Consider the following 24,477-nt stretch of genomic DNA (forward strand, 5'->3'; position numbering starts at 1 on the left):
GCCGGGACCTGCTCTACGGGATCAGCGCGCCGCGCGCGCCAACTCCATCGTTTCCTTCAGCAGTTCGGCCACCGCGTCGGCCTCGGTGAGGAAGCCGTCGTGGCCGTCCTTCGACTCGAGGACCCGCAGCCGGTCGGAGCCGGGCAGGCCGTCCGCGAGCTCCTTCTGCAGCCGCAGCGGGTACAGCCGATCCGAGTCGACGCCACCGACGATCACCGGAACGTCGGTCGACGCGAGCGCCGCCTCGATACCGCCGCGTCCGCGTCCGACGTCGTGCCGGTTCATGGCCTCGGTCAGCAGCACGTACGTGCTCGGGTCGAACCGGGAGACCAGCTTGTCGGCCTGGTGTTCGAGGTAGCTCTGGACCGCGTAACGTCCGCCGTCCCAAGGGTTCTCGTCGCCCTGGCTGTCGTTCGCGAAGCGCGAGTCCAGCTCGTTCTCCGTGCGGTACGTCAGGTGTGCAATCCGGCGGGCGAGGCGCAGTCCGGTCGCCGGGACGCGGCCGGTGCCGTGATAGTTGCCGCCCTGCCAGTCGGGGTCGGCCTCGATGGCCGCGATCTGGGTGGTCTGGGTGCCGATCTGGTCGGCGGTCGCACGCGCGCCCACCGCGAGGATCAGCGCCGAATCGACCCGATCGGGGCGCCCGACGACCCATTCGAGTGCGCGCATGCCACCCATCGACCCGCCGACGACGGAGGACAGGCGCTCGATGCCGAGCAGGTCCGCGAGCGCGATCTCGGCGGTCACCTGATCGCGGATGGAGATCGCGGGGAACCGTGAACCCCACGGCGACCCGTCGGCCGCGAGTGAACCCGGGCCGGTGGTGCCGCGGCAGCCGCCCAGCACGTTGGTGGCGAGCACGCACCACTCGTTGGTGTCGATCGGCGCGCCGGGCCCGACCATGCCGTCCCACCAGCCGGGGGAGGGGTGTTCGGCGTCCGCCGGCCCGGTCACGTGCGAATCGCCGGTCAGGGCGTGCTCGACCAGGATCACGTTGTCGCGGTTGGGTGCCAGTTCACCCCACCGCTGGACGGCCAGCGTGACGTCGGGCAGCACCGCACCGCTCTCGAGCTCGATCGAGCCGATGTGGACAGTGCCCAACTGCCCGTCCGGCGGAGGGAATCCGGCCGGACGGGCGTTGCGAACGGAGCTGACGGTCAAGATGCCGCCGCCGCAAACCCGGCATCGAGGTCGGCGAGGATGTCGTCGAGGCCTTCGATCCCGACGGCGAGGCGGACGAGACCCGGGGTGACGCCGGAGGCGAGCTGCTCTGCGGGAGTCAGCTGCGAGTGCGTCGTCGAGGCGGGGTGGATCACCAGCGACCGCACGTCACCGATGTTGGCGACATGGCTGTGCAGGGTGAGGGCGTTGACGAACTTCTTGCCCGCGTCCACGCCACCGGCCAGCTCGAACGCCACGATGGCGCCGGTGCCGCGGGGGGCCAGCGTCTTGCCGCGCTCGTGCCACGGCGACGACGGCAGACCGGCGTACGACACCGAGGTCACCTCGGGGCGGGCCTCGAGGTACTCGGCGACGGCCTTCGCGTTCGCGACGTGGCGCTCCATGCGCAGGCTCAGCGTCTCGATGCCCTGCGAGATGAGGAACGCGTTGAACGGCGAGATGGCCGCACCCAGGTCGCGCAGCAGCTGCACGCGGGCCTTGAGCGCGAATGCCGGTGCGCCGAGATCCGCGTAGACGACGCCGTGGTAGCTCGGGTCGGCGGTGGTGAAGTTGGTGTGGCGGCCCTGTGTCCAGTCGAAGTTGCCGCCGTCGACGATCACGCCGGCGACCGCGGTGCCGTGGCCGCCGAGGTACTTGGTGGCCGAGTGGACGACGATGTCCGCGCCGAACTCGAGCGGACGGATCAGGTACGGGGTCGCGACCGTGTTGTCGACGATCAGCGGGATGCCGTTCTCGTGCGCGACCTTCGAGATGCCGGGGATGTCCAGCACGTCGTTGCGCGGGTTCGAGATGGACTCACCGTAGAACGCCTTGGTGTTCGGGCGGATGGCGGCGCGCCACTGCTCGATGTCGTCGGGATCCTCGACGAACGAGACCTCGATGCCCAGCTTGCGCAGCGAGTAGTGGAACAGGTTGTACGTGCCGCCGTACAGGCGCGGGCTCGACACGATGTGGTCGCCGGCCTCGGCGAGGTTGAGGATCGCGAACGTCTCGGCGGCCTGACCGGACGCGAGCAGCAGCGCTGCCACGCCACCCTCGAGCGCGGCGATCCGCTGCTCGACGGCGTCCTGCGTCGGGTTCATGATGCGGGTGTAGATGTTGCCCGGCTCTGCCAGCCCGAACAGCGCGGCGGCGTGGTCGGTGCTGTTGAACGTGTACGAGGTGGTCTGGTAGATCGGCAACGCGCGCGCGTTGGTGGTGCCGTCCGGCAACTGGCCAGCGTGGATCTGCTTGGTCTCGAAGCTCCAGTCGGCCGTCGGATCGGTCGCGGCGTCCGTGATGTCGGTCATGAGTCGTCTACTCCAGGTTGGGGAGGTGATGAGTCGGCGCTGCGGCGTACGCGCGCCGGAATGACTGGGCTATCTGCGACAACAACACATGAGAAACCTCCGGTGGGGCATGGCCCGGTCAGTGGGTCCGTCCCAGCGGACCCGCGCTTGTCACCCGACTCTCGCCGGGAAACCTGGTCATCACCCGGGGCACCCCACCGCGGTTGGAGGGTTGCCGACCAGCGAGCCGGGGCTTGACGCTGGCACTCATGACCTGCCGCCGATAGTAGCGGTATCGACCGCGCGGTTGGAAGGAGGGCGGGCAAGCGCGTCGAGAAGGGAAAGTGACGAGCCCCACTTGACTTAGCTGTATATACAGGACTAGACATGTGCCGCAGGTTGTGACGCAGGGCACAAAACTCGCACAAAACTGTGGGTTTCCGATCCGCGCTGCGTCCGCCGATAACGCCACCGTCCAGGGAGTTCGATTGTGACAGACACTGCCCCGGCGCTGACCCGAGGTCTCACAGCGCGCCATATCCGCTTCATCGCCCTCGGTTCCGCCATAGGCACAGGCCTTTTCTACGGCTCCGCGGAGGCGATAAGCCAGGCGGGGCCGTCCGTGTTGCTGGCCTACTTGATCGGCGGCGCGGTGATCTACATCGTGCTCCGTGCGCTCGGCGAGATGGCGGTGAGCAATCCGGTCTCGGGTTCGTTCGGCGAGTACGCGAGCAAGTATCTGGGTCCGCTCGCGGGATTCGCGACCGGCTGGACCTACACGTTCGAGATGATCGTGGTCTGTCTGGCCGACGTGACGGCCTTCGGCGTCTACATGGGTTTCTGGTTTCCGGATGTCCCGCGGTGGATCTGGGTGTTGTCGGTCATCTTCTTCATCGGCGCGATCAACCTGCTCAGCGTCAAGGTCTTCGGTGAGGTGGAGTTCTGGTTCACGATCGTCAAGATCGTGGCGATCGTGGCGATGATCGCCGGAGGTATCGCGGTTCTGATCTTCGGGTTCGGTCTTCACGACACCAGCGAGGGAGTGTCGAACCTGTGGAACGAGGGCGGGTTCTTCGCCACTGGGCTCGGCGGGTTCCTCGGCTGCTTCGCGATCGTGATGTTCGCATTCGGTGGCACCGAGATCATCGGCATCACAGCGGGCGAGGCCGAGGACCCGAAGAAGACCATTCCACGAGCGATCAACACCGTGCCCATCCGGATCATCGTCTTCTACGTGCTCACACTCGCCGTGATCATGGCGATCACCCCGTGGCAGAACATCGGGTCCGAGGGCAGCCCCTTCGTGCAGATCTTCCAGGGACTCGGCATCGGTCCGGCCGCGACGGTGCTGAACGTCGTGGTGATCACCGCTGCGCTGTCCGCGATCAACAGCGACATTTTCGGCGCCGGCCGCATGATGTACGGAATGGCGCAGCGTGGGTACGCGCCGAAGGTGATGAGCCGGGTCTCCCGCAACGGGGTCCCGTGGATGACGGTGGTGATCATGGTCGCCGCACTGTTGGTCGGCGTCTTGCTGAACTACACGATGCCGGACCGGGTCTTCCTCGTCATCGCGTCGATCGCGACCTTCGCGACGGTCTTCGTCTGGCTGATGATCCTGTTCGCCCAGTACCGCTCGCGGAAGCAGATGAGCGCGGACGAGGTTGCGGCACTGAAGTTCCCGGTGCCGTTCTGGCCGTACGGGCAGCTGATCGCGATCGGCTTCCTGGTCTTCGTCATCGCCGTGCTGGCCTTCGACGCCGACTCTCGGGTGGCACTCGTGGTCGGAGCGGTGTGGCTGGTGCTGCTCGCCCTGGCCTACCGCCGCTGGGCGCGACCGGAGCCCGTAGTCGAGGACGAGATCCTCGTCGATCCCGTCTGACACCGACCACAACTTCGAGCACGACCCTTACTTTCGAAACGGAGAACAAAGATGAGCACGAACACCCTCCCGCGTACCGCAGACCAGGCAGCGAAGGAGATCGCACCTGTCGTTGTCGGTGTCGGCGCGGTGACGCCCGAGGAAGTCGTGCGCGTCGCACGATTCGGTGCGACGGTGCAACTGTCCGAGGAGGCCCTGTCGGCCATCGGCGAGAGCCGCGCCCGTATCCGGGCACTCGCCGAGGATCCGAAGCCGGTCTACGGAGTGTCCACCGGTTTCGGTGCCCTGGCCACCCGGCACATTCCGCTGGAGCTGCGGGCACAGTTGCAGCGCAGCCTGATCCGCTCGCACGCCGCCGGGTCCGGTCCCGAGGTGGAGCGTGAGGTGGTCCGGGCGCTGATGCTGCTGCGCCTGTCGACGCTCGCGACCGGCCGCACCGGGGTTCGCCCGGAGGTGGCGCAGGTCTACGCGGCGCTGCTGTCGTCCGGCATCACCCCGGTGGTCCACGAGTACGGCAGCCTCGGCTGTTCCGGCGACCTCGCGCCGCTGGCGCACGTCGCGCTCGTCGTCATCGGGGAAGGCACCGTGCGGAACGCCGACGGCGAGCTGATGCCCACCGCCGAGGCGCTGGCCGCGGCCGGGATCGAGCCCGTACAGCTCGAGGAGAAGGAGGGCCTCGCCCTCATCAACGGCACCGACGGCATGCTGGGCCAGCTGGTCCTCGCCTGCCACGATCTGCACAAGCTGCTCTCGCTCGCCGACATCACCGCGGCGATGAGCGTCGAGGGCCTGCTCGGAACGGACAAGGTCTTCGCCGCGGACCTCCAGGCGCTGCGCCCGCAGCCCGGGCAGGCGGTCGCGGCCGCAAACATGACCCGGATCCTCGCCGGCTCGGAGATCGTCGCCAGCCACGCCAACCCGGACTGCACCGTCGTCCAGGATGCCTACTCCCTGCGATGCGCGCCCCAGGTCGCGGGCGGTGCGCGCGACACCCTCGCCCACGCGGAGCGGATCGCGTCCTACGAGCTGGCGAGTGCGGTCGACAATCCGGTCGTCACCCTAGACGGCCGGGTCGAGTCGAACGGCAACTTCCACGGTGCGCCCGTGGCCTACGTGCTGGACTTCCTGGCGATCGTCGTCGCCGACGTGGCGAGCATGAGTGAGCGCCGGACGGACCGGTTCCTGGACAAGGCGCGCAACCACGGGCTGCCGCCGTTCCTGGCCGACGATCCGGGTGTCGACAGTGGACACATGATCGCTCAGTACACCCAGGCTGCGATCGTCTCCGAGCTCAAGCGCCTCGCCGCGCCGTCGAGTGTGGACTCGATTCCGTCCTCGGCGATGCAGGAGGATCACGTGTCGATGGGTTGGTCGGGGGCGCGCAAGCTGCGCCGCGCGATCGACGGACTCACCCGGGTGCTGGCCATCGAGGCTCTCACCTCGGCGCGTGGTCTGGACCTGCGGGCGCCCCTGCAGCCGTCGCCTGCGACCAGTGCCGTGCGCGACACCCTCCGCGAGCACGTCGAGGGTCCCGGCACGGACCGCTACCTGGCCCCCGAGATCGAGGCTGCGGTGCAGTTGGTTGCGTCGGGTGCGCTGCTCGGTAGCGCCGAGGCCGTCGTCGGCGAACTCGGCTGATCGCCCGACGGAGGGTCGCCGCGCGCAATCGCGGCGGCCCTCTGCGGAAGTCTGGTTACTGAACGGTAGGGTGTGCGGCTTTCGGCCCGGTGGTTGCGGTCCGGGCGGATAGCAGTACGCTCGTCATGTTTGGATCGGCCCTCACGCGGGAGATCCGGACCGTATACGTTTGATAATTGAACCGTTGGCGGACCCGCCCACAAAGTGGTCCGTGCACGTGGAACCAGGGAAACTTCCTAGGAGGACACGAAGCCCCCATGTCCAAGATCAAGGTCGAAGGTAAGGTCGTCGAACTCGACGGCGACGAGATGACTCGCATCATCTGGCAGTTCATCAAAGACAAGCTGGTCCATCCCTACCTGGATGTCGACCTGGAGTACTACGACCTGGGGATCGAGCATCGCGATGCGACCGACGACCAGGTGACGATCGACGCTGCAGAAGCGATCAAGAAGCACGGCGTCGGCGTCAAGTGCGCGACGATCACCCCGGACGAGGCCCGGGTCGAGGAATTCGGCCTGAAGAAGATGTGGCGTTCCCCGAACGGCACCATCCGTAACATCCTGGGCGGCACCATCTTCCGTGCGCCGATCCTGATCTCCAACGTCCCGCGTCTGGTCCCGGGTTGGACCAAGCCGGTCATCGTCGGACGTCACGCGTTCGGTGACCAGTACCGCGCCACGGACTTCAAGGTCCCCGGCGCCGGCACCGTCACCATCACCTACACCCCCGAGGACGGCTCCGAGCCGATCCAGCACGAGGTGTGCAAGATTCCCGAGGACGGCGGCGTCGTCATGGGGATGTACAACTACAAGAAGTCCATCCAGGACTTCGCCCGCGCCTCGCTCGCGTACGGCCTGCAGCAGAACTACCCGGTGTACCTCTCCACGAAGAACACCATCCTCAAGGCCTACGACGGCATGTTCAAGGACGAGTTCCAGAACATCTACGAGACCGAGTTCAAGGCCGAGTTCGATGCCGCAGGTCTGACCTACGAGCACCGCCTCATCGACGACATGGTCGCCTCCTCGCTCAAGTGGGAGGGTGGCTACGTCTGGGCCTGCAAGAACTACGACGGCGATGTGCAGTCGGACACGGTCGCGCAGGGCTACGGCTCGCTGGGTCTGATGACCTCCGTGCTGATGACCCCGGACGGCCGCACGGTCGAGGCGGAGGCCGCACACGGCACCGTCACGCGCCACTACCGTCAGCACCAGCAGGGCAAGCCCACCTCGACGAACCCGATCGCGTCCATCTTCGCGTGGACCCGGGGCCTCGAGCACCGCGGCAAGCTGGACAACACCCCCGAGGTCATCGACTTCGCGCAGCAGCTCGAGGACGTCGTCATCAAGACCGTCGAGAACGGTCAGATGACGAAGGACCTCGCTCTGCTGATCGGACCCGACCAGGGTTGGCAGACCACCGAGGAGTTCCTCTCCACGCTGGACGAGAACCTGCAGAAGGCTCGCGCGTCACGCTGATGCGTCGCTGACTTCAGCTGAAACGGGACGTTCCCCTCGTGGGAACGTCCCGTTTTCTTTCGGTCGGTACCGTCGAACGTCTGCTGTTTTCACTGTGCCCCGAAAGGCATCTCTTCTTGACCATCTCGGCCCCCGCCCAGACGTCCACGGACGTGTTCCTCTCACCCACCGGCCGCCGCCGCGCGATGCTGGCGCTCGCGATGGGTGGCTTCGGCATCGGCACCACCGAGTTCGTAGCGATGGGCCTGCTGCCGCAGATCGCCGGCGGCCTGGGCGTCTCCGAGCCCACCGCCGGGCACGTCATCACCGCGTACGCGCTGGGTGTCGTGGTGGGCGCGCCGCTGATCGCGGCGCTCACCGCGCGGATGCCGCGCCGGGCGCTGCTCATCGGCCTGATGATCGCCTTCACCGTCGGGAACGCGGCCGCGATCGTGGCCCCGAACTACGGCGGGCTGATGGTCGCGCGTTTCGTCGCCGGTCTGCCACACGGCGCCTACTTCGGTGTGGCCTCGCTCGTGGCCGCCCACCTGGCGGGACCCGGCCACCGCGCGAAGGCGGTGGCGATGGTGATGTCGGGTCTCGCGGTCGCCAACGTCGTCGGCGTGCCGGCCGCCACCTGGATCGGGCAGGGCTTGGGCTGGCGCAGCGCATTCGCGGTGGTCGCCGTCATCGGCGCCGTCACCGTCGCCGCGATAACCGTGTGGGTTCCGCCACTGCACGCGATCCGCACCAGCAACCCGGCCACCGAACTCGGCGCACTGTGGCGGGGCCAGGTGTGGCTGACCCTGGTGGTGGGCATGGTCGGCTTCGGCGGCATGTTCGCCGTCTACACCTACGTGAGCTCGACGATGACGGAGGTCGCCGGGCTGCCGATGTCCCTGGTGCCGCTCGCGCTGATGGTCTACGGGCTCGGCATGGTCGCCGGAAACCTCCTCGGCGGCCGGCTCGCGGACCGTGCCCTCACCCGCGGACTGTTCGTCATGATGGGCGCGTTGGTGGTGCTGCTCGCGCTCTTCGCCGTCGCCGCGCACAACCCGTACACGGCGATGATCGTGCTGTTCCTCGTCGCCGCCGCCGGATCGGCGCTGGTGCCCGGACTCCAGACCCGGCTGATGGACGTCGCCGCGGACGCACAGACCCTCGCAGCGGCCCTCAACCACTCCGCGTTGAACATCGCGAACGCGTTCGGCGCGTGGATCGGCGGCGTCGTCATCGCGGCCGGATTCGGCTACACCGCCCCCGCCCTGGTGGGCTCGCTGCTGGCCCTGACGGGCATCGCGGTCCTCGCCGTCGCGGTGGTGACGGCGAGGAGGTGACGGGGCGAAGCTCGTGGTCCGCTCAGCGTGTTCGCGCGGTCCCCGAGACGAGGGCATCAGCCATGCGGATGTAGCGGTCAGCGATCTCGTCGATCGACAGTGGTCCGGACGGGTCGAACCACTGACATACCCCGTTGATCAGGTCCATCAACGCCATCGTGGTGAGCTCGAGGTCGACGAGTTCGACGTCGGCTCTCTGCACGGCGGCGACGACGTCGCGCACGGCGCGCTGGTAGGTGGTCTGCAGGCCGACCACGGTCTCCAGTTGGCTGGGGGCGAGTGCGCTGCGGTTGCCCCGAATGGTCAGCAGCTCAGCGTGGCGCCGACTGCTGATCGCCAGGTGGAGCCTGATCGCATCGTCCAGTCGATCTCGATGTGAACGTGTCGGGTCGCTGAGCACCGGGAGGAGTTCGTCGTTGAAATCGATCATGAACTGGCGGGATATCGCGAACAGCACGTCCTGCTTGTTCCGATAGTGGTGATACATCGTCGACGACGAGATCTCGGCGGCTTCGGCGATGTCGCGGATCGCGGTCATGCCGTACCCGCGGTGGTGGAAAAGGCGAGCCGCCTCGATACGGATCCGCTCGGCCACATCGACTCCGGCGTCGAGCCCAAGGTTTCTCGCCACTTCCACCTCCGACGGGAACCGCCACCCGGTTCCGGTTGTCCTGCAAGGAAAATCTAGCCGACGTGCGGGGATACGACGATTTCCCGCTTGAGGATCTTCCCCGTCGCACCCTTCGGTAGGGCGTCGACGAGCACCACGTGGCGCGGGTACTTGTAGGCAGCGACCCGGTGTTTCGAGTACTCGACCAGGTCCTCGGCCGTCGCGGTGCCGCCTGGCCGGAGTGCCACGACCGCGCACACCTCCTCGCCGAGTCTCGCGTCGGGCACGCCGATGACGGCGACCTCGGCGACGTCCCCGTGCTCGTAGAACACCTCCTCGATCTCTCGCGGATAGACGTTGTATCCGCCCCGGATGACGAGGTCCTTCTTCCGGTCGACGATGAAGTAGTAGCCGTCGGTATCGCGTCGGGCCAGATCTCCGGTGCGGAACCAGCCGTCGGGGATCGCCTCGGCGGTCGCGGACGGATTGCCCCAGTACCCCTTCATCACGTTGTGGCCGCGGATCGCGATCTCCCCGACCTCGCCGTCGCCCACCTCGCGTCCGGCGTCGTCGACAAGGCGCATCTGTACGCCGGGTACCGGCAGTCCGATCGAGCCGGCCTTGCGTTCGCGATCGGGGAGGTTGAACGAGACCACCGGGCTGGTTTCGGAAAGTCCGTACCCCTCGAGCACGGTACAGCCGAAGGCCTGCTCGAAACCGCGCATCACCTCGACCGGCATCGCCGAACCACCGGACACGCACAATCGGAGGCCGGACAGGTCGAACGACCTGCCGTCGGGATGGTGCAGCAACGCGGTGTACATCGTGGGGACACCTTCGAACACCGTGACGCGGTCTCGTTCCAGGACCTCGAGGGCCGCCGTCGGGTCGAACCGGGGCAGCATCGTGAGGAGGGCACCGACCTTCACGACCGTGTTCAGTGCGAAGGTTTGGCCGAAGACGTGGAACAGCGGGAGCGCGCCCAGGACCACGTCGCTCGGCGAGAGGTTGAGCAGGACCTCGGCCACGACGTCGCAGTTGGCGGCGAGGTTCGCGTGGGTCAGCTCGGCGCCCTTGGGCCTGCCCGTCGTGCCGGAGGTGTAGAGGATGACGGCGGTGTCGTTGTCGTCGCGTTCCTCGTAGCGGGGCGCGGGTGTGGCCAGTGCCAGAAGTTGGTCGAACCCGTTGTCGGTCACGATGATCGGTTCGGTTCCGGTAGCGGCGGAACTGGCCCGGGCCGTTTCTGCGACGTCTTCCCACGCGAAGAGCACCTTGGCACCCGAGTCGGCGAGGTGGTACGTCAGTTCACGCTCCTTCAGAAGCGGGTTGAGCGGGACGACGACACCGCCGGCCCTGAGCACGCCGTAGTAACAGATGGCGAATGCCGGAATGTTCGGCAGGCAGATCCCGACAACATCGCCAGGCCCGATTCCCCGGTCCCGGAGCAATCCGGCAACCCGTGCCGTGGCGGCGTCGACCGCCGCGTAGTCCAGTGTCAGGTCGCCGAGGCGGAGGGCTGGTGCCCCAGGGGTGTTCGCGGCACTCGCCGCGAGATTGAGTGCGAGGTTTCCCATATTTCCTCCTGGTCGCGCAGCCACGGCGCGACCTCGTGCGGCGGTCGAGGTGGACCGGGGCATGCAGAATCTTCGGATGCGCGCGATGCGCGGCTCGGAGTTTCAGCTCCTTCGCGCACAGAAGGACCCGGTGGAAACGTCTGTGCGCGAATGTGACTGGGTAATCAGGCGCTGGGGATGATGCTGGCGCCGAGTCGCCAGATGGTGTCCAGCAAGTCCTGACGTGAGGGAGTGACGTCGCGGCTCATCGCCTCGGCCATGAGTTCACGAAACGCTCCGAGGAATGCGGCCGAGACGAGTCGTGCGTCGACCGCGGGATCGACCTCACCGCTGCGTTGCGCGTGCGCGACGTTGCGAGCGGCCATGTCGATCTGCGCGGCGAGCCGTTCCGCGTCGGCCTGTGCGGCGGAGGGCTCCCGCAGGCGCCTGCCCACGATGATCGGCGCGAGAGGGTCCTCGCACAGGAAATCGATCTCCCGGGACAGGCGTAGGCGCTCACGCTCGGTCCAGCCGAGTTCCGGAGACACCGCGATGGCGAAGACTGCCGTGTCGTAGGAGTCGTAGAACTCGTGCACAACCGCCGCGACCAAGCCGTCCTTTGCGCCGAAGTATCGGTAGAGCAACCCTGGAGATGCCTCGGCGCGGGTCGCGACCTTCGCCACCTCCAGGGTTCCGCCCGTCTCCAGCAGTTCCGCGCGGGCGGCCTCGATGAGCCTCTGTCGAGTGGCTCCGCCTCGGGCCGTCAGTGCGGGGGAGGTGCTTCTGTCAGGCGATGATGACATTGTTCGGGTCCGGCTGCTCTTCCTTGGGTGCGGTGCTGTAGTCGCCGAACGGCGTGTCCCGCAGGGTGGTGACGGCGCCGACGCCCTGGGTCTCGGCGAGTTCGATGAACTCCAGCGCCTCAGGGGTGTTGCGCATCAGGCCATCGAGGATCGGTCCCAGCATCTGGGTGCTGGCCAGGCCCATGTTCTCGTAGGCCTGGTTGACGATGAGCTTCATCGCGGAGAGCTGAGAGACCGGGATGCTGGCGAGCTGCTCTGCCAGCCGTGCAACCTCGGATTCGAGTTCCGCAAACGGCACCGCCTTGTTGATGAGTCCGATCTCCGCTGCCTCCACGCCCGAGACAGGTTTGCCGGTCAGAGCGTACTCCTTGGCCTTCGCCAGCCCGAGACGGTAGATCCACATGCCGGACAGGTGGCAGCCCCACATTCGCGCGTACGGGGTACCGATCCGGGCATCCTCGGAGGCGATGATGATGTCGGCGCCGAGCGCCATCTCGCTACCGCCGCCGACGCACCAACCGTGGATCTGGGCGATCACCGGCTTCGGGCTGCGCCAGATGCTCATGAACTTCTGGGTGGGGGACTCCGACTGTGCGGTCGCCATCACGAAGTCCTTGCCGGCGTCCCACTTGCCGTCGGTCGTCAGCTGGTCGTCCCAGTGGCGGAATCCGCCACTGAAATCGTATCCCGCACAGAATGATCGGCCGGCACCGCGGAGTACGACCACCTTGACCTCCGGATCCCGGTTCGCCTTCGTCATGGCGTCCTGCAATTCGTCGGGCATCGGCGGGACGATGGTGTTCAGCCGATCCGGACGGTTGAACGTGATAGTGGCTACGGGACCTGCGACGGAGTAGATCAGGGTCTGGTACATGTTCCACCTTCCATTAGTAAAGTGAATTCACTTTAGCTTCGGTTCGGCGCGGTTGTCTACCCCTCCGTCGACCCATTGACGGACGCCGAGTGACGTGGGTAACTTGATGCGCACTCGAGTGGTCGATCGATTGATCGACCCAATGATGTTGGTTTCAAACGTATTCCAGTCGGTCTGTGTAGATAGAGAGGCGGTAGTCCGCCATGGAGTTGTCGACAGTCAGTCCCCGTGTGGCCCCGAGTTCCGGGATGAGGGTGGTGGTCACGGGCGCCGCCGGAGGCATCGGAGCCGCGCTGATTGCTTCCCTTGCCGAACTCGGATGTGCGGTTGTCGGAATCGACCGTCCGGGAACGGTATTGCCGGCCGACCTCGCTGCGATCCCGCTCCTGGGAGCCGATCTCGCGGACGAGTCGGCCGCGGCGGGTGCCGTCGAACGAGCGGTATCGCTCCTCGGAGGGTTGGACTGTCTGATCGGCGCCGCCGCAAGCGTTGCAACCGTCCACCGCGCGAAGTCTTTCTCTCCGAGTACCTTCCGTCGGGACATCGAATCGAACTTGTTGTCCCAGTTCTGGACGGCGCAGGCCGCCTACTCGGCCCTGGCCGAGAGTGACCGTGCGAATCTGGTCCTCTTCTCCTCGACGGGGGCCCTGGACGGATTGCCCGGTCAGGTGTCGTACGGGGCGGCCAAGGCTGGAGTGCTCGGGTTGGTCCGCACGCTTGCGGCCGAATGGGCCGACTCCGGTATCCGGGTCAACGCGATCGTCCCCGGACTTGTTGCGACCCCCAAGGTTCTCTCGATGTCGGAGGACACCCGTGATCGGGTACTGCGGAACGTCGCGATGAAGCGCCTGGTCGAGGTGGACGAGGTGGTGGCGTCGGTGTTGTTCCTGATGTCGTCCGGGGCCGGCGCCATCACCGGCCAGTCACTGCGGGTCGACGGGGGAGCGGGGATCAATACCGAAGGCCTCTACCGCTGACCCGGCACACCCGCCCTCGTGAAAGGAGCTGCCGCATTGAAGAACTGCGATCGAGCCGGCACAGCGGGACCGGTGAGCGGCGTGGCCGCCCCGGCCTTCACTGCGGTGGCGGAGGAGTTCGAACGGAACTTCGCTGACCGCGGCGAAGTGGGTGCATCGCTGTGCGTCCTCGTCGACGGCACGCCGGTCGTGGACCTGTGGGGTGGTGTCGCCGACCCTGACACAGGACGCCGATGGGAATCGGACACGGTCGGTGTCGTGTTCTCGTGCACGAAGGCCGCGGTGGCACTGTGCATCCACCTCCTGGAACAGGCCGGCGAGCTTCGTCAGGACATGCCGGTGGCGCAGGTATGGCCGCAGTTCGCTGCGAACGGCAAGAGCGACATCACGATAGGAATGCTCCTCGACCATTCGGCCGGCATACCGGTGCTCAGCGCGTCGCTTCGGCCGAACGCGCTCGAAGACTGGGAGTACATGGTCGGCCACATCGCGGCCCAGGATCCGTTCTGGTGCCCCGGGGACCAGCACGGATACCACCCGGTGACGTTCGGTCACGTGCTCGGTGAGGTCGTTCGTCGCGTCACCGGCTCGTCCGTCGGCGGGTTCTTCGCATCGGAGATCGCCCGACCGTACGGACTCGACTTCTGGATCGGACTGCCGGAGGAGATCGAGCCGCGCGTTGCCCCGATCGCAGACGGTATCGCCGGGGAGTCCACCGCCACACCGTTTCTCGAGGCGGCCCTCCGACAGCGTGGCTCGATCCCGAACCTTTTCCTGTTCAACTCGGGAAACTGGGCTCGTACCGGGGTGAACACCCGCGCCGGACGCGCAGCGGAGATCCCCGCAGCGAACGGTGTCACGAACGGGAGGGGACTCGCGCAGCTGTACGCGAGAATCCTTCGGAATCGCACGCTCGCAGCGGCTCTCAGTGGTCGCGAATCGGCTCGTGTGCCGGGAGCATCGGCGTCCGACGGCTTCGACGCGACGTTGTTGATGCCGACCCGGTTCCGGGGCGGGTTCATGCTGTCCATGGGCGACGGCGCACAGTTCGGCGACGGCCACAGCATGCGCATCGGACACCACGCATTCGGCCACTGCGGCTCGGGTGGCTCGATCGGATTCGCAGACCCCGAGTTCGGGCTCACAGTCGGCTACACCATGAACAAGCTGGGCCCAGGACCGCTGCTCAACCAGCGCGGTCAGGTTCTCGTCGATGCCATCTACCGCTCACTCGGCCAGGTTGTCCCGCCACGGGCGCGGGTCCGATCGCGGCCGCAATTCGAACAGGAACAGCAATGACCTCCGTGACTTCCGCCGACACGTCCGGCGACTCGACACGAACAGACGTACTCATTCTCGGCGCCGGGTTCTCCGGCCTCGCGGCCGCAGCGATGATCTCCCGCGCCGGCCTCGACTACCTGGTCCTCGAGCAGGCGGACGACGTGGGCGGCACGTGGCGTGAGAACACCTACCCCGGGTGCGCCTGCGACATTCCGTCGCCGCTCTACTCCTTCTCGTTCAAGCAGAACCCGGGCTGGCGTCACCTCTTCGCGCCGCAACAGGAGATCCTCGACTATCTCCGGGCCACCAGCGCGGAACTCGGGATCACCGAGCGAATTCGCTTCGGTACGACGGTGACCGGTGCCGAGTGGGACGACCAGGCCGGCTCGTGGACGGTCCGCGCGGAGGACGGCTCGGTATTTCGGGCGCGATTCCTGGTGTCCGCGATGGGGGTTCTGCATCATGCGTCGTACCCGAGCCTGCCGGGTATCGAGAACTTCCAGGGCCCGGTGTTCCACTCGGCACACTGGGACCATTCATGCGACCTGAACGGCAAGCGAGTGGCCGTCGTCGGCACCGGCGCCAGCGCGATCCAGTTCGTACCGGCCATCGTCGACCGAACCTCCAAGCTCGCACTCTTCCAGCGGACCGCCCCGTGGATCGTCCCCAAGGTCAATCGCTCGTTCAGCGATGACGAGCGGGAAGAGATGCGCCGCAATCCGATCAAGCGATGGAATCGACGCGCGCGCCTGTTCTGGATCCACGAGAAGCGAGCCAAGGGATTCGTCTCGGACTCCTCGAAGATGGGGCCCACGAAGGCTCTGGCCTCGGCCCACCTCGCGAAGCAGATCCGCGATCCCGAGCTGAGGGCAAAGCTCACTCCCGACTACGAGATCGGCTGCAAGCGTCTGCTCATCTCCAGCGACTACTACCCGGCCCTCGCCAAGCCGCACGTCGACGTCGTCACCGCCGGTGTCGAGGAGGTCCGAGCGCGGTCCGTGGTCGCCACGGACGGAACCGAATACGACGCCGACGTCCTCATCTTCGGCACCGGCTTCGACGCACAGAACAGCCTCACACGGGTTCCGATCCGCGGGCGCGCCGGCGTGCCACTCGGCGCGGAGTGGGCGTCCGGGCCGGAGGCGTACCTGGGTACGACGGTGTCGGGGTTCCCGAACCTGTTCCTGCTCTGCGGCCCGAACACCGGTCTGGGACACAACTCCCAGGTGTTCATGATCGAGGCGCAGGTCGAGTACATGATCAAGTGCCTGCGGTTCGCGGGTCGAGGCGGCGTCATCGAAGTACGGCGAGACGCCCAGGACCGCTTCAACCAGTTCCTCCAGGGCAGGCTCTCGTCCACGGTGTGGCAGGCCGGCGGATGCAAGAGCTGGTACCAGGATCCCGTCACCGGGCGCAACACCCTGCTGTGGCCGCGGTCGACGTTGTCGTACTGGCTGCGTACCCGATTCGTTCGACGTTCCGACTACCTCCGGTGCGAGAGCGCCAGATCTGCTCAGCCGTCCGTCACGGCCGGTTGAACCGCACTTTGCATGCATTTCGTTCGATCCGACCCGAAGCGGGCTCCGGCCGCACCTCAGAAAGGCTCTGCAATGTCGACGATTCCCGAATTACTCCACCGCAACGCCGAGCAGTACGGCGACATGCCCGCCTTGTCCCACGACGGACACGTCCTGAGCTGGAGCGAGACGCGGGCGAACATCGCCCGGATCGCGCTGGGGCTGTCACGTCTGGGTGTGCGGAAAGGTGATCGTGTCGCCATCATGATGTCCAGCCGTCCTGAACACTGGCTGACGGATCAGGCGGTTGTTCATCTCGGCGCGCTCCCGGCGACGGTCTACGGCACGATGCCGTCCTCCCAGATCGCTTACCTGGCCAAGCACAGTGGGGCGACGGTCGCGGTGCTCGAAGGCGCCTCCGAGGTCGATCGTTGGCTGCCCGTCCTCGACCAGCTGCCCGACCTCGAGCGTGTGGTCGTGCTCGACCCCGAGGCATGCGTGGTCGACGACGCGCGATTCGTTGCGTGGCCAGACGTCGTGACGGACGAGGCGGACCCGACCGCATTCGAGGCCGTTTGGCGTGAGATCACCCCCGACGACCCCGTCACGCTGATCTACACCTCCGGGACCACAGGCGTGCCCAAGGGCGTGCTGCTGACTCACCGCAACGTGATCGCCAACGCCGAGGCCAGGGACGCAGCCGCGCCCACTCCGGAGCACTTCCGCAGCGTCTGCTACCTGCCGCTGGCGCACATCGCCGAACGCATGGTGTCGGTCTACATGGCCATCCACAAGGCCGGCTACGTGACGTTCTGTCCCGATCCGGGGCAGTTGGTCGGGGTGCTCCGTCAGACGCGCCCGACCAGTGTCTTCGGCGTCCCCCGGATCTGGGAGAAGCTCGCAGCGGCACTGCGTGCGCGACCGGGCTCGTCGCTCGCGGACGTCGGGCTCGACCAGGTCACCTGGGCTTGCAGCGCCGCTGCGCCGCTGCCGGTGGACGTGCAGGAGTATTTCCGGGGGCAGGGCATCGCGATCGTCGAGGCATGGGGGATGACCGAGACCACTGGTGTCGCCACCTCGACGAGCGAGACGGACTTCCGTTTCGGTTCGGTCGGTGTCCCGATCCCCGGCACCGAGATCAAGCTGGACGAGGACGGTGAGATTCTCGTGCGCGGTCCGATCGTGTCCGCCGGCTACCTCCAGGACGACGGATCCGTTGTCCCGGTCACCGACGACGAGGGATGGATGCACTCCGGCGACGTGGGTCGACTCGACGAGGACGGGCACCTCTACATCGTCGATCGGAAGAAGGATCTGATCATCACCGCCGGTGGGAAGAACATCGCCCCGGTCGCTGTCGAGGCGCTACTGACCAAGCACGCGTTGGTCGGGCAGGCTCTGGCCTACGGGGACCGTCGGCCCTACGTCGTCGCTCTGATCGTGCTCGACCAGGAGACGGCAGCGGCGTGGGCGACCGCGCGTGGCATCGCGTTCGATTCCCTGAACGACCTCGCCACCCACCCCGAGGTGATCGCCGAGCTCGACGGCGCGGTCGAACTGGCCAATACGGATCTTGCTCGCGTGGAACAGGTCAAGCGCTACGCGGTGCTCGGGGCGGAATGGACCGCGGAGAGCGGCGAACTGACGCCGAGCCTGAAGATCAAGCGGAGAAGCGTCTACGACAAGTACGCGGACGTCATCGAGGACCTCTACGCACCCGCATAGGTCCGGTTGTCGCGGGAGAACGGTTCGTCGGGCGTCTCGGCTACCGTTCTCCTCGTGCCACACATCATCACCACGGTCAATGTCAACGGCGTCCGCGCTGCCGCCCGCAAGGGGTTGCTCGAGTGGCTCGAGGGCTCGCAGGCGGACGTCGTGTGCCTGCAGGAGACCCGCGCGTCGGACAAGCAGCTCCACGAGACCCTCGCGCCGGCGCTCGATGCCGGCTGGCACCTCGCCTCCGCGGAGCCGTCCGCGAAGGGCCGCAACGGTGTCGCGGTGCTGTCCCGTCGCGCCGCCGACGCCGTGCGGATCGGGTTCGGTGACGACGAGTTCGCCGACGCCGGGCGCTACATCGAGGCCGACTTCGACACCCTGACCGTCGGCAGCCTGTATCTGCCCACCGGTGAGGCCGAGACGCCCAAGCAGGAGCAGAAGGAACGCTTCATGGCGTCGTTCGCGGCGCACCTGAACCGCAGCGCCGAGTCGTCCGCCGCGGCGGGACGCGAGGTTCTCGTGTGCGGTGACTGGAACATCGCCCACACCGAGCGGGACATCAAGAACTGGAAGGGCAACGTCAAGAAGTCCGGTTTCCTGCCGGGCGAGCGCGCCTGGGTCGACGCCCTCCTCACCGACGGCGCCTGGGTCGACGTCGTGCGGACGCTGCACCCCGAGGTCGACGGCCCGTACTCGTGGTGGTCGTACCGCGGCAAGGCGTTCGACACCGACGCGGGCTGGCGCATCGACTACCACCTGACTACGCCGGGCCTGGCGGAGCGGGCGAAGGAGGCCCGTGTCGAGCGGGCCGCCACGTACGCCGAGCGCTGGTCGGACCACGCGCCCGTCACGGTCCAGTTCCGCTGATGGCGTCACCGAAGCCCAAGAACTCGCTGCTGGCGCTGCTCGTGGCGATCGTCGGCCTCGCCGTGGCGATCGTCCTCGGGACGCAGAGCGGGGGAGACGACACGGCACCGGCCGCAGCCTCGGTCACGTCGGTGACGAGCAGCGTCGCCGCGTCCGGCACCAAGACCACCCCTGCCACCAGTACCAGGACCACCACCAGCCCGACCGCCACCACGAGCCCGGCGAAGAAGGCCGCGAACAGCGCCGTCCCCGAGTACGTGTGGACCACGCTGGCCGCGATCGACGCCGGCGGCTGGCCGCCCGCCGACGCGCCCGGCACGCAGGGCGGGCGGGTGTTCGGCAATCACGAGGGCCGGCTGCCCGGCAAGTCCGACAGCGGTCAGAAGGTCCGCTACCAGGAGTGGGACGTCAACCGGAAGCAGAGCGGCCGGGGTCGCGACGCCGAACGCATCATCACCGGTGACGACGGCTCCGCGTGGTACACCTCGGACCATTACGAAACATTCGTGAGGATGCGCTGATGACGAGGACGCTGTGATGACACCCGGGTTCCCGCGCGGACTGTCCCTGCTGGTGACGGATCGGGGCCGGGCGGCGGGTATCGAGGAGGACCTGCGCGCGGCCGGGCGTCCGGTGCGGCACGTGCGCGGACGACGGATGTCGACCGTGCCGGCGCTGTTCGACGAGTTTGCGGCCGCACTGCAGTTCCCGTACTACTTCGGCCGCAACAAGGACGCGTTCGACGAGTGCCTCGGCGAGATCGGCGACACCGTCGGACCCGACCCCGTGGTGTTCGTCCTCGACGCCGACGCGCTGCTGGGAGAGCAGGTCTCGGAGCTGGCCTGGTTCGCGGAAGCCGTGGGCGATATGCCGGGGTCGATCGTGTTGCAGGTGCGGCCCGGCCATGCCGACGCTGTGGTCGACCGATGCCTGGCCGTCGGCGTGCACCTCCCTCGCATCGCCGATCCGCACGCGTGAAAGTATCGGGGATTATGTCGAGCACTGCAGAGAACACCGCGACCCCTCCGACCGCGAAGCCTCGCGTCCTGTCGGGCATCCAGCCGACCGCCGACTCCTTCCACCTCGGCAATTTCCTCGGTGCGCTGCAGCAGTGGGTGCCCCTGCAGGACGAGTTCGACGCGTTCTACTTCATCCCCGACATGCACGCGATCACCGTGCCGCAGGACCCCAAGGAACTGCGCATGCGCACCCTGCGGGCCGTCGCGCAGCTGCTGGCCCTGGGCATCGACCCCGAGCGGTCGACGCTGTTCGTGCAGAGTCAGGTGCCGCAGCACGCCGAGCTGGCGTGGGTGCTCAACTGCATCACCGGTTTCGGTGAGGCCAGCCGCATGACGCAGTTCAAGGACAAGTCGGCGCGGCAGGGCAGTGACCACGCGAGCGTGGGTCTGTTCACGTACCCGGTCCTGATGGCCGCCGACATCCTGCTCTACCGCCCGCAGCGCGTGCCGGTGGGCGAGGACCAGCGTCAGCACCTCGAACTCGCGCGCGACCTCGCCGGCCGCTTCAACACCCGCTTCGGCAAGACGTTCGTGATTCCGGAGCCGCAGATCATCAAGGGCACCGCGAAGATCTACGACCTGCAGGACCCGACGTCGAAGATGAGCAAGTCCGGGCCCACCCCGGCCGGCCTGATCAACCTGCTCGACGACCCCAAGATCTCGGCCAAGAAGATAAAGTCCGCGGTCACCGACAACGAGCGCGAGATCCGCTTCGATCAGGCGAACAAGCCGGGCGTGAGCAACCTGCTCACCATTCAGTCGGCGTTGTCGGGAAAGAGCATCGACGATCTGGTCGCCGGGTACGAGGGCAAGGGCTACGGCGACCTCAAGTCCGACACCGCCGAGGTCCTCGCCGACTTCGTCACCCCGCTGCGCGCGAAGGTCGACGGGTACCTGTCCGACCGGACCGAGCTGGATCGGATCCTCGCCGCCGGCGCCGATCGGGCCCGTGAAGTTGCTGCCCGGACACTCGGCCAGGTCTATGAGAAGGTGGGATTCCTTACCAGTAAGGGGTAGATCTGCACATGACGGACGAGGCGCCGAGCTTTCTCGACAGGCAGCGAGCGGCGCGGCCGTGGCTGGATCACCTCGTTCGCGCGGGCGGGCGCTATCAGCAGCAGAAGGGCGACTACTACGCCGCCGGGATCACGTACTTCACGATCCTTGCGATCGTGCCGATCCTGATGGTGGCGTTCGCCGTCGCGGGCTTCGTGCTCGCCGGTAATCCCGACTGGATCACCGACATCCAGGACCAGGTCAGCAAGAACATGCCGGGCGGGCTCGGCGACACCGTCAACTCCCTGATCGACTCGGCCATCTCGGCGCGTACCGGTGTCGGTGTGCTCGGTCTGCTCGGTGCCGCCTACGCGGGACTCGGGTGGATGGCGAACCTGCGCGACGCGCTGACCGCGATGTGGGAGACCACCCACGAGTCCGGGAACTTCATCGTCACCAAGTTGAAGGATCTCGCGGCCCTCCTCGGGCTGGGCCTGACGATGCTCGTGTCGTTCGGACTGTCCGCTCTCAGCAACGGGCCCCTGTCGGGCAAGGTCGTCGAATGGCTCGGCGCGGAGAACATCACCGGTGTCGGGGTGGCGGTGCGGATCGTGTCGCTCGTGATCGGTCTGCTCGCGACGTGGGCCGTGCTGACCTGGGTGATCGCGCGCCTGCCCCGCGAACCGGTGACGCTGCGCAGCGCCGCCCGGGCCGCCTTCGCCGCCGCGATCGTGTTCGAGATCTTCCGACAGGTCGGAGCGCTCTATCTGGCGGCTGTCAGTCAGGGGCCGGCCGGTATCGCGTTCGGACCGATCCTCGGCCTGCTCGTGTTCAGCAATCTCACCGCGCGCCTGATCCTCTTCGCGACCGCGTGGGCGGCGACCGCGCGGGAGAACCTCGAGAACGCGTTCGTGCCGCCGCCGGACTCGGCGGTCATCCGCCCGCGCGTGCAACTGCGGGCGGGCCCGACGGTGAAGGAGGCGCTCGCGTTCACCGGCGCCGGCGCGCTCGCCGCCATCGGCCTGGCCGGCCTGTGGAAGCGCCGGGGGGACTGACCGACGCTCAGCGGCGCCGGCGGCGGGTGAGCGCGCGGGCCCAGCCGAGGAGCCCGATGATCACGCCCGATCCGACGATCCCCACCGCGACCCGACCGGCGACGTCCTTGTTCGGCAGATCCGATCCGGATGCCAGATCCATACCGCCGGCGTCGGAGCTGTCCGGTCCCGCGACGGCCACCGCCGAGCCGTCGGTCGCGGACATCGGATCCACGAGTGCGCCCACGGAAGTGTCGGGATCGAGGGCATAGCCGTAGTCGAGCAGCCGTGCGGCCTGCTCCCACGGACGGATGGGCAGCACGTCGGCGGCCATCAGCGTGACCGCCAGCCGCCGCCCGTCGCGATCGGCGCCGCCCACGAACGTCTGGCGGGCGTCGTCGGTGTAACCGGTCTTGCCGCCGAGTGCCCCCGCGTAGTTGGCGAGCAGCAGGTTGTCGTTGTAGATCGGGTAGGGCTCGACCGGCTTGCTGTCGGGCACAGTCGGGTCTGCCGGGTGCCCGGGGAACATCACCTCGTCGGTGGAGATCAGCTGCGCGAACGTCGGGTTCTGCATCGCCGCACGGAAGAACAGCGCGAGGTCGTACGGCGACGTCGACATGCCGGGACCGTCCAGGCCCGAGACCGACGCCGTCCGGGTGTCCAACGCGCCCAGGGACTGTGCCTTGGCGTTCATCTTGGCGACGGTGGCCTCGTCGCCCCCGAGCTGTGCAGCGAGGGCGTGGGCGGCATCGTTGCCGGAGCGCATCACGAGGCCCTGCATCAGCTGGTGGTTCGTGTAGGTGCCGCCGGCGCCGAGGCCCACCGAGCTGCCCTCCGTAGCGGCAGCGGTCGCGTCCGCGACGACGGTCTTGTCGAGATCGAGTTCGTCGAGGGCGACCAGCGACAACAGGATCTTGATCGTACTCGCCGGCCGGTAGCGGCCGTGCGGGTCCTTCGCGGCGAGTACCTGGCCGGTGTCGAGGTCCGACAGGATCCAGCCGGTCGCGGACAGGTCCGCGGGCAGAGGCGGGGTGCCCGGGGCAGTGACGATGCCGCAGTTGCCGAGCGCGTCGCCGCCGACGGGGTCGTCCGGCACCGGGACGGGAGCGGGCGCCGACTCGCCGGGGCGCGGCACCTCGGACAGATCGATCGCCGGCGGTGGTGACTGCCGGTGCGGGCAGCTGTCGGTGCTCGGGGTGCTGAACGGGGGAGTGGTGGTGGGCGAGGGGTCCACGTCGGCTGCCAACGGTTGCTGCGCTGCCGCGGGAAGAGCGGCGGCGGGGGCGGCCCCGGCGCCGAAGGCGAGCGTGGCGGCTGTGGCGGTCAGCAGCAGACGCCGTCGCGCAGTCTTGTCGAGAGCAGTCATAACGAGAGTCCAGGGTATGGAAGTAGACCCAGCGTGTCGCTGTGAGGCCGGTCACTGGCGTGTCGCAGCGTCTTCACACACTACGCGCCCCCCCAAACGCGTTCTGCGCACTCACCGCTGCCCCGAACTGGTCGGGAACAGCGGCAAGTGCGCAGAACGGGTGGTGCGTGGCTTACCGGAACATCACTGGCGGGCGAACAGCAGTGCGCGCTTGACTTCCTGGATGGCCTTCGTCACCTGGATGCCACGGGGGCACGCGTCGGTGCAGTTGAAGGTGGTGCGGCAGCGCCACACGCCTTCCTTGTCGTTCAGGATGTCGAGACGCTCGGCGGCGCCCTCGTCACGGCTGTCGAAGATGAAGCGGTGCGCGTTCACGATCGCGGCCGGGCCGAAGTAGCTGCCGTCGCTCCAGTACACCGGGCACGACGTGGTGCAGCAGGCACACAGGATGCACTTGGTGGTGTCATCGAAGCGTGCACGGTCCGCCTGCGACTGGATGCGCTCGCGGGTCGGCTCGTTGCCCGAGGTCATGAGGAACGGCTTCACGGCGCGGAACGCGTCGAAGAAGGGCTCCATGTCGACCAGTAGATCCTTCTCCACCGGCAGACCCTTGATGGGCTCGACGGTGATCGTGATCGGCGAGCCGTCCTTGGGCAGCATGTCGCGCATCAGGACCTTGCAGGCCAGACGGTTGACGCCGTTGATCCGCATCGCGTCGCTGCCGCACACGCCGTGCGCGCAGGAGCGACGGAACGTCAGGGTGCCGTCCAGGTAGCCCTTCACGTACAGCAGCAGGTTCAGCAGACGATCGGTCGGCAGAGTGGGGACCTGGAAGCTCTCCCAGCGCTGGCCTTCGCCGTCCTCCGGGTTGAACCGGGCGATCTTGAGGGTGACCATGACGGCGCCCTCGGGAACGGGCGGCAGCGCGGGTGCGTCCTTGTCCATGACAGGTGCGGACATCAGTACTTACGCTCCATGGGCTCGTAGCGGGTCTGGACCACTGGCTTGTAGTCGAGACGGATGTCGGAGAGCAGACCGTCGCCCACCTTGTAGGCCATGGTGTGCTGCATGTACTCGGCGTCGTTGCGATCCGGGTA

General features: G+C 67.4%; 22 protein-coding genes and 1 riboswitch. Of the genes, 13 read left to right on the plus strand and 9 right to left on the minus strand.

The features are described 5' to 3' along the window. Window positions 1-21: 21 nt before the first annotated feature. Entirely contained in the window at window positions 22-1,161 is a 1,140-nt protein-coding gene (locus tag DEU38_RS25910) for a homoserine O-acetyltransferase (RefSeq protein WP_181818952.1), read from the minus strand. Beyond that, on the minus strand, window positions 1,158-2,471 hold the full coding sequence (locus tag DEU38_RS25915) for a bifunctional o-acetylhomoserine/o-acetylserine sulfhydrylase (RefSeq protein ID WP_114724247.1): 1,314 nt from the start codon (window positions 2,469-2,471) through the stop codon (window positions 1,158-1,160). Before DEU38_RS25915 ends, DEU38_RS25910 begins: the two co-directional genes overlap by 4 nt. 138 nt (window positions 2,472-2,609) lie before the next feature. After that, window positions 2,610-2,725: riboswitch (SAM riboswitch) on the minus strand. Between the two features lie 215 nt (window positions 2,726-2,940). Between DEU38_RS25915 and DEU38_RS25920 the strand changes: the two genes are divergently transcribed. The 4 genes from DEU38_RS25920 (at window position 2,941) to DEU38_RS25935 (ending at window position 8,767) form a co-directional block, all read left to right on the plus strand. Next, window positions 2,941-4,332: an amino acid permease gene (locus DEU38_RS25920; RefSeq protein ID WP_114724248.1), complete on the plus strand. Its 1,392-nt coding sequence runs from the start codon at window positions 2,941-2,943 to the stop codon at window positions 4,330-4,332. Window positions 4,333-4,383: 51 nt separating this feature from the next. Further along, entirely contained in the window at window positions 4,384-5,970 is a 1,587-nt protein-coding gene (gene hutH, locus DEU38_RS25925; RefSeq protein WP_114724249.1) for a histidine ammonia-lyase, read from the plus strand. A 257-nt stretch (window positions 5,971-6,227) separates the two neighbouring features. Then, complete coding sequence (locus tag DEU38_RS25930; protein ID WP_114724250.1) at window positions 6,228-7,451, plus strand: NADP-dependent isocitrate dehydrogenase; 1,224 nt, start codon at window positions 6,228-6,230, stop codon at window positions 7,449-7,451. Window positions 7,452-7,636: 185 nt separating this feature from the next. Beyond that, window positions 7,637-8,767, plus strand: coding sequence for an MFS transporter (locus DEU38_RS25935; protein ID WP_114724267.1), 1,131 nt, complete (start codon window positions 7,637-7,639; stop codon window positions 8,765-8,767). Window positions 8,768-8,789: 22 nt separating this feature from the next. On the opposite strand, the gene DEU38_RS25940 is transcribed toward DEU38_RS25935, so the two are convergent. The 4 genes from DEU38_RS25940 to DEU38_RS25955 form a co-directional block, all read right to left on the minus strand. Beyond that, on the minus strand, window positions 8,790-9,398 hold the full coding sequence (locus DEU38_RS25940) for a TetR/AcrR family transcriptional regulator (RefSeq protein WP_147283591.1): 609 nt from the start codon (window positions 9,396-9,398) through the stop codon (window positions 8,790-8,792). A gap of 53 nt (window positions 9,399-9,451) precedes the next feature. Then, a complete protein-coding gene (locus tag DEU38_RS25945; protein WP_114724252.1) occupies window positions 9,452-10,951 on the minus strand; it encodes a long-chain fatty acid--CoA ligase in 1,500 nt (499 codons plus the stop codon). A 164-nt stretch (window positions 10,952-11,115) separates the two neighbouring features. Then, window positions 11,116-11,733: a TetR/AcrR family transcriptional regulator gene (locus DEU38_RS25950; RefSeq protein ID WP_114724253.1), complete on the minus strand. Its 618-nt coding sequence runs from the start codon at window positions 11,731-11,733 to the stop codon at window positions 11,116-11,118. Then, window positions 11,717-12,607, minus strand: coding sequence for a crotonase/enoyl-CoA hydratase family protein (locus DEU38_RS25955; RefSeq protein WP_114724254.1), 891 nt, complete (start codon window positions 12,605-12,607; stop codon window positions 11,717-11,719). Before DEU38_RS25955 ends, DEU38_RS25950 begins: the two co-directional genes overlap by 17 nt. Window positions 12,608-12,855: 248 nt before the next feature. On the opposite strand from DEU38_RS25955, the gene DEU38_RS25960 reads away from it, so the two are divergent. The 9 genes from DEU38_RS25960 (at window position 12,856) to yhjD (ending at window position 22,035) form a co-directional block, all read left to right on the plus strand. Beyond that, the gene (locus DEU38_RS25960; protein WP_258558169.1) at window positions 12,856-13,584 is read left to right on the plus strand and encodes an SDR family NAD(P)-dependent oxidoreductase; all 729 of its coding nucleotides are present in this window, start codon (window positions 12,856-12,858) and stop codon (window positions 13,582-13,584) included. A gap of 36 nt (window positions 13,585-13,620) precedes the next feature. Then, window positions 13,621-14,883 (plus strand): serine hydrolase domain-containing protein, encoded by a 1,263-nt coding sequence (locus DEU38_RS25965; RefSeq protein WP_181818953.1) that lies wholly within the window; start codon window positions 13,621-13,623, stop codon window positions 14,881-14,883. Next, window positions 14,880-16,403 (plus strand): NAD(P)/FAD-dependent oxidoreductase, encoded by a 1,524-nt coding sequence (locus tag DEU38_RS25970; protein ID WP_114724257.1) that lies wholly within the window; start codon window positions 14,880-14,882, stop codon window positions 16,401-16,403. The genes DEU38_RS25965 and DEU38_RS25970 overlap by 4 nt, the downstream gene beginning before the upstream one ends. Before the next feature lie 72 nt (window positions 16,404-16,475). After that, on the plus strand, window positions 16,476-18,107 hold the full coding sequence (locus DEU38_RS25975; RefSeq protein ID WP_220181969.1) for a long-chain fatty acid--CoA ligase: 1,632 nt from the start codon (window positions 16,476-16,478) through the stop codon (window positions 18,105-18,107). Window positions 18,108-18,161: 54 nt separating this feature from the next. After that, window positions 18,162-18,965 (plus strand): exodeoxyribonuclease III, encoded by an 804-nt coding sequence (locus DEU38_RS25980; RefSeq protein ID WP_114724268.1) that lies wholly within the window; start codon window positions 18,162-18,164, stop codon window positions 18,963-18,965. Then, on the plus strand, window positions 18,965-19,486 hold the full coding sequence (locus tag DEU38_RS25985) for a ribonuclease domain-containing protein (protein ID WP_114724259.1): 522 nt from the start codon (window positions 18,965-18,967) through the stop codon (window positions 19,484-19,486). The genes DEU38_RS25980 and DEU38_RS25985 overlap by 1 nt, the downstream gene beginning before the upstream one ends. A gap of 16 nt (window positions 19,487-19,502) precedes the next feature. Further along, window positions 19,503-19,943, plus strand: a complete 441-nt coding sequence (locus DEU38_RS25990; RefSeq protein WP_114724269.1) for a barstar family protein — start codon at window positions 19,503-19,505, stop codon at window positions 19,941-19,943. 14 nt (window positions 19,944-19,957) lie between these two features. After that, window positions 19,958-21,001, plus strand: coding sequence for a tryptophan--tRNA ligase (gene trpS, locus DEU38_RS25995; protein WP_114724260.1), 1,044 nt, complete (start codon window positions 19,958-19,960; stop codon window positions 20,999-21,001). A gap of 8 nt (window positions 21,002-21,009) precedes the next feature. Further along, complete coding sequence (yhjD, locus tag DEU38_RS26000) at window positions 21,010-22,035, plus strand: inner membrane protein YhjD (RefSeq protein ID WP_114724261.1); 1,026 nt, start codon at window positions 21,010-21,012, stop codon at window positions 22,033-22,035. Between the two features lie 7 nt (window positions 22,036-22,042). Here yhjD and DEU38_RS26005 read toward each other — a convergent pair whose 3' ends face one another. The 3 genes from DEU38_RS26005 to DEU38_RS26015 all read right to left on the minus strand — a co-directional run. Then, window positions 22,043-23,380: a D-alanyl-D-alanine carboxypeptidase family protein gene (locus DEU38_RS26005; protein WP_114724262.1), complete on the minus strand. Its 1,338-nt coding sequence runs from the start codon at window positions 23,378-23,380 to the stop codon at window positions 22,043-22,045. 183 nt (window positions 23,381-23,563) lie between these two features. Further along, window positions 23,564-24,340: a succinate dehydrogenase iron-sulfur subunit gene (locus tag DEU38_RS26010; RefSeq protein ID WP_114724263.1), complete on the minus strand. Its 777-nt coding sequence runs from the start codon at window positions 24,338-24,340 to the stop codon at window positions 23,564-23,566. Next, the coding region (locus DEU38_RS26015; RefSeq protein ID WP_147283580.1) for a hypothetical protein at window positions 24,340-24,477 on the minus strand (138 nt) is incomplete at its 5' end. The genes DEU38_RS26010 and DEU38_RS26015, both read right to left, overlap by 1 nt.

The organism is Rhodococcus sp. AG1013, from assembly GCF_003350365.1.
Classification (GTDB): Bacteria; Actinomycetota; Actinomycetes; order Mycobacteriales; family Mycobacteriaceae; genus Prescottella.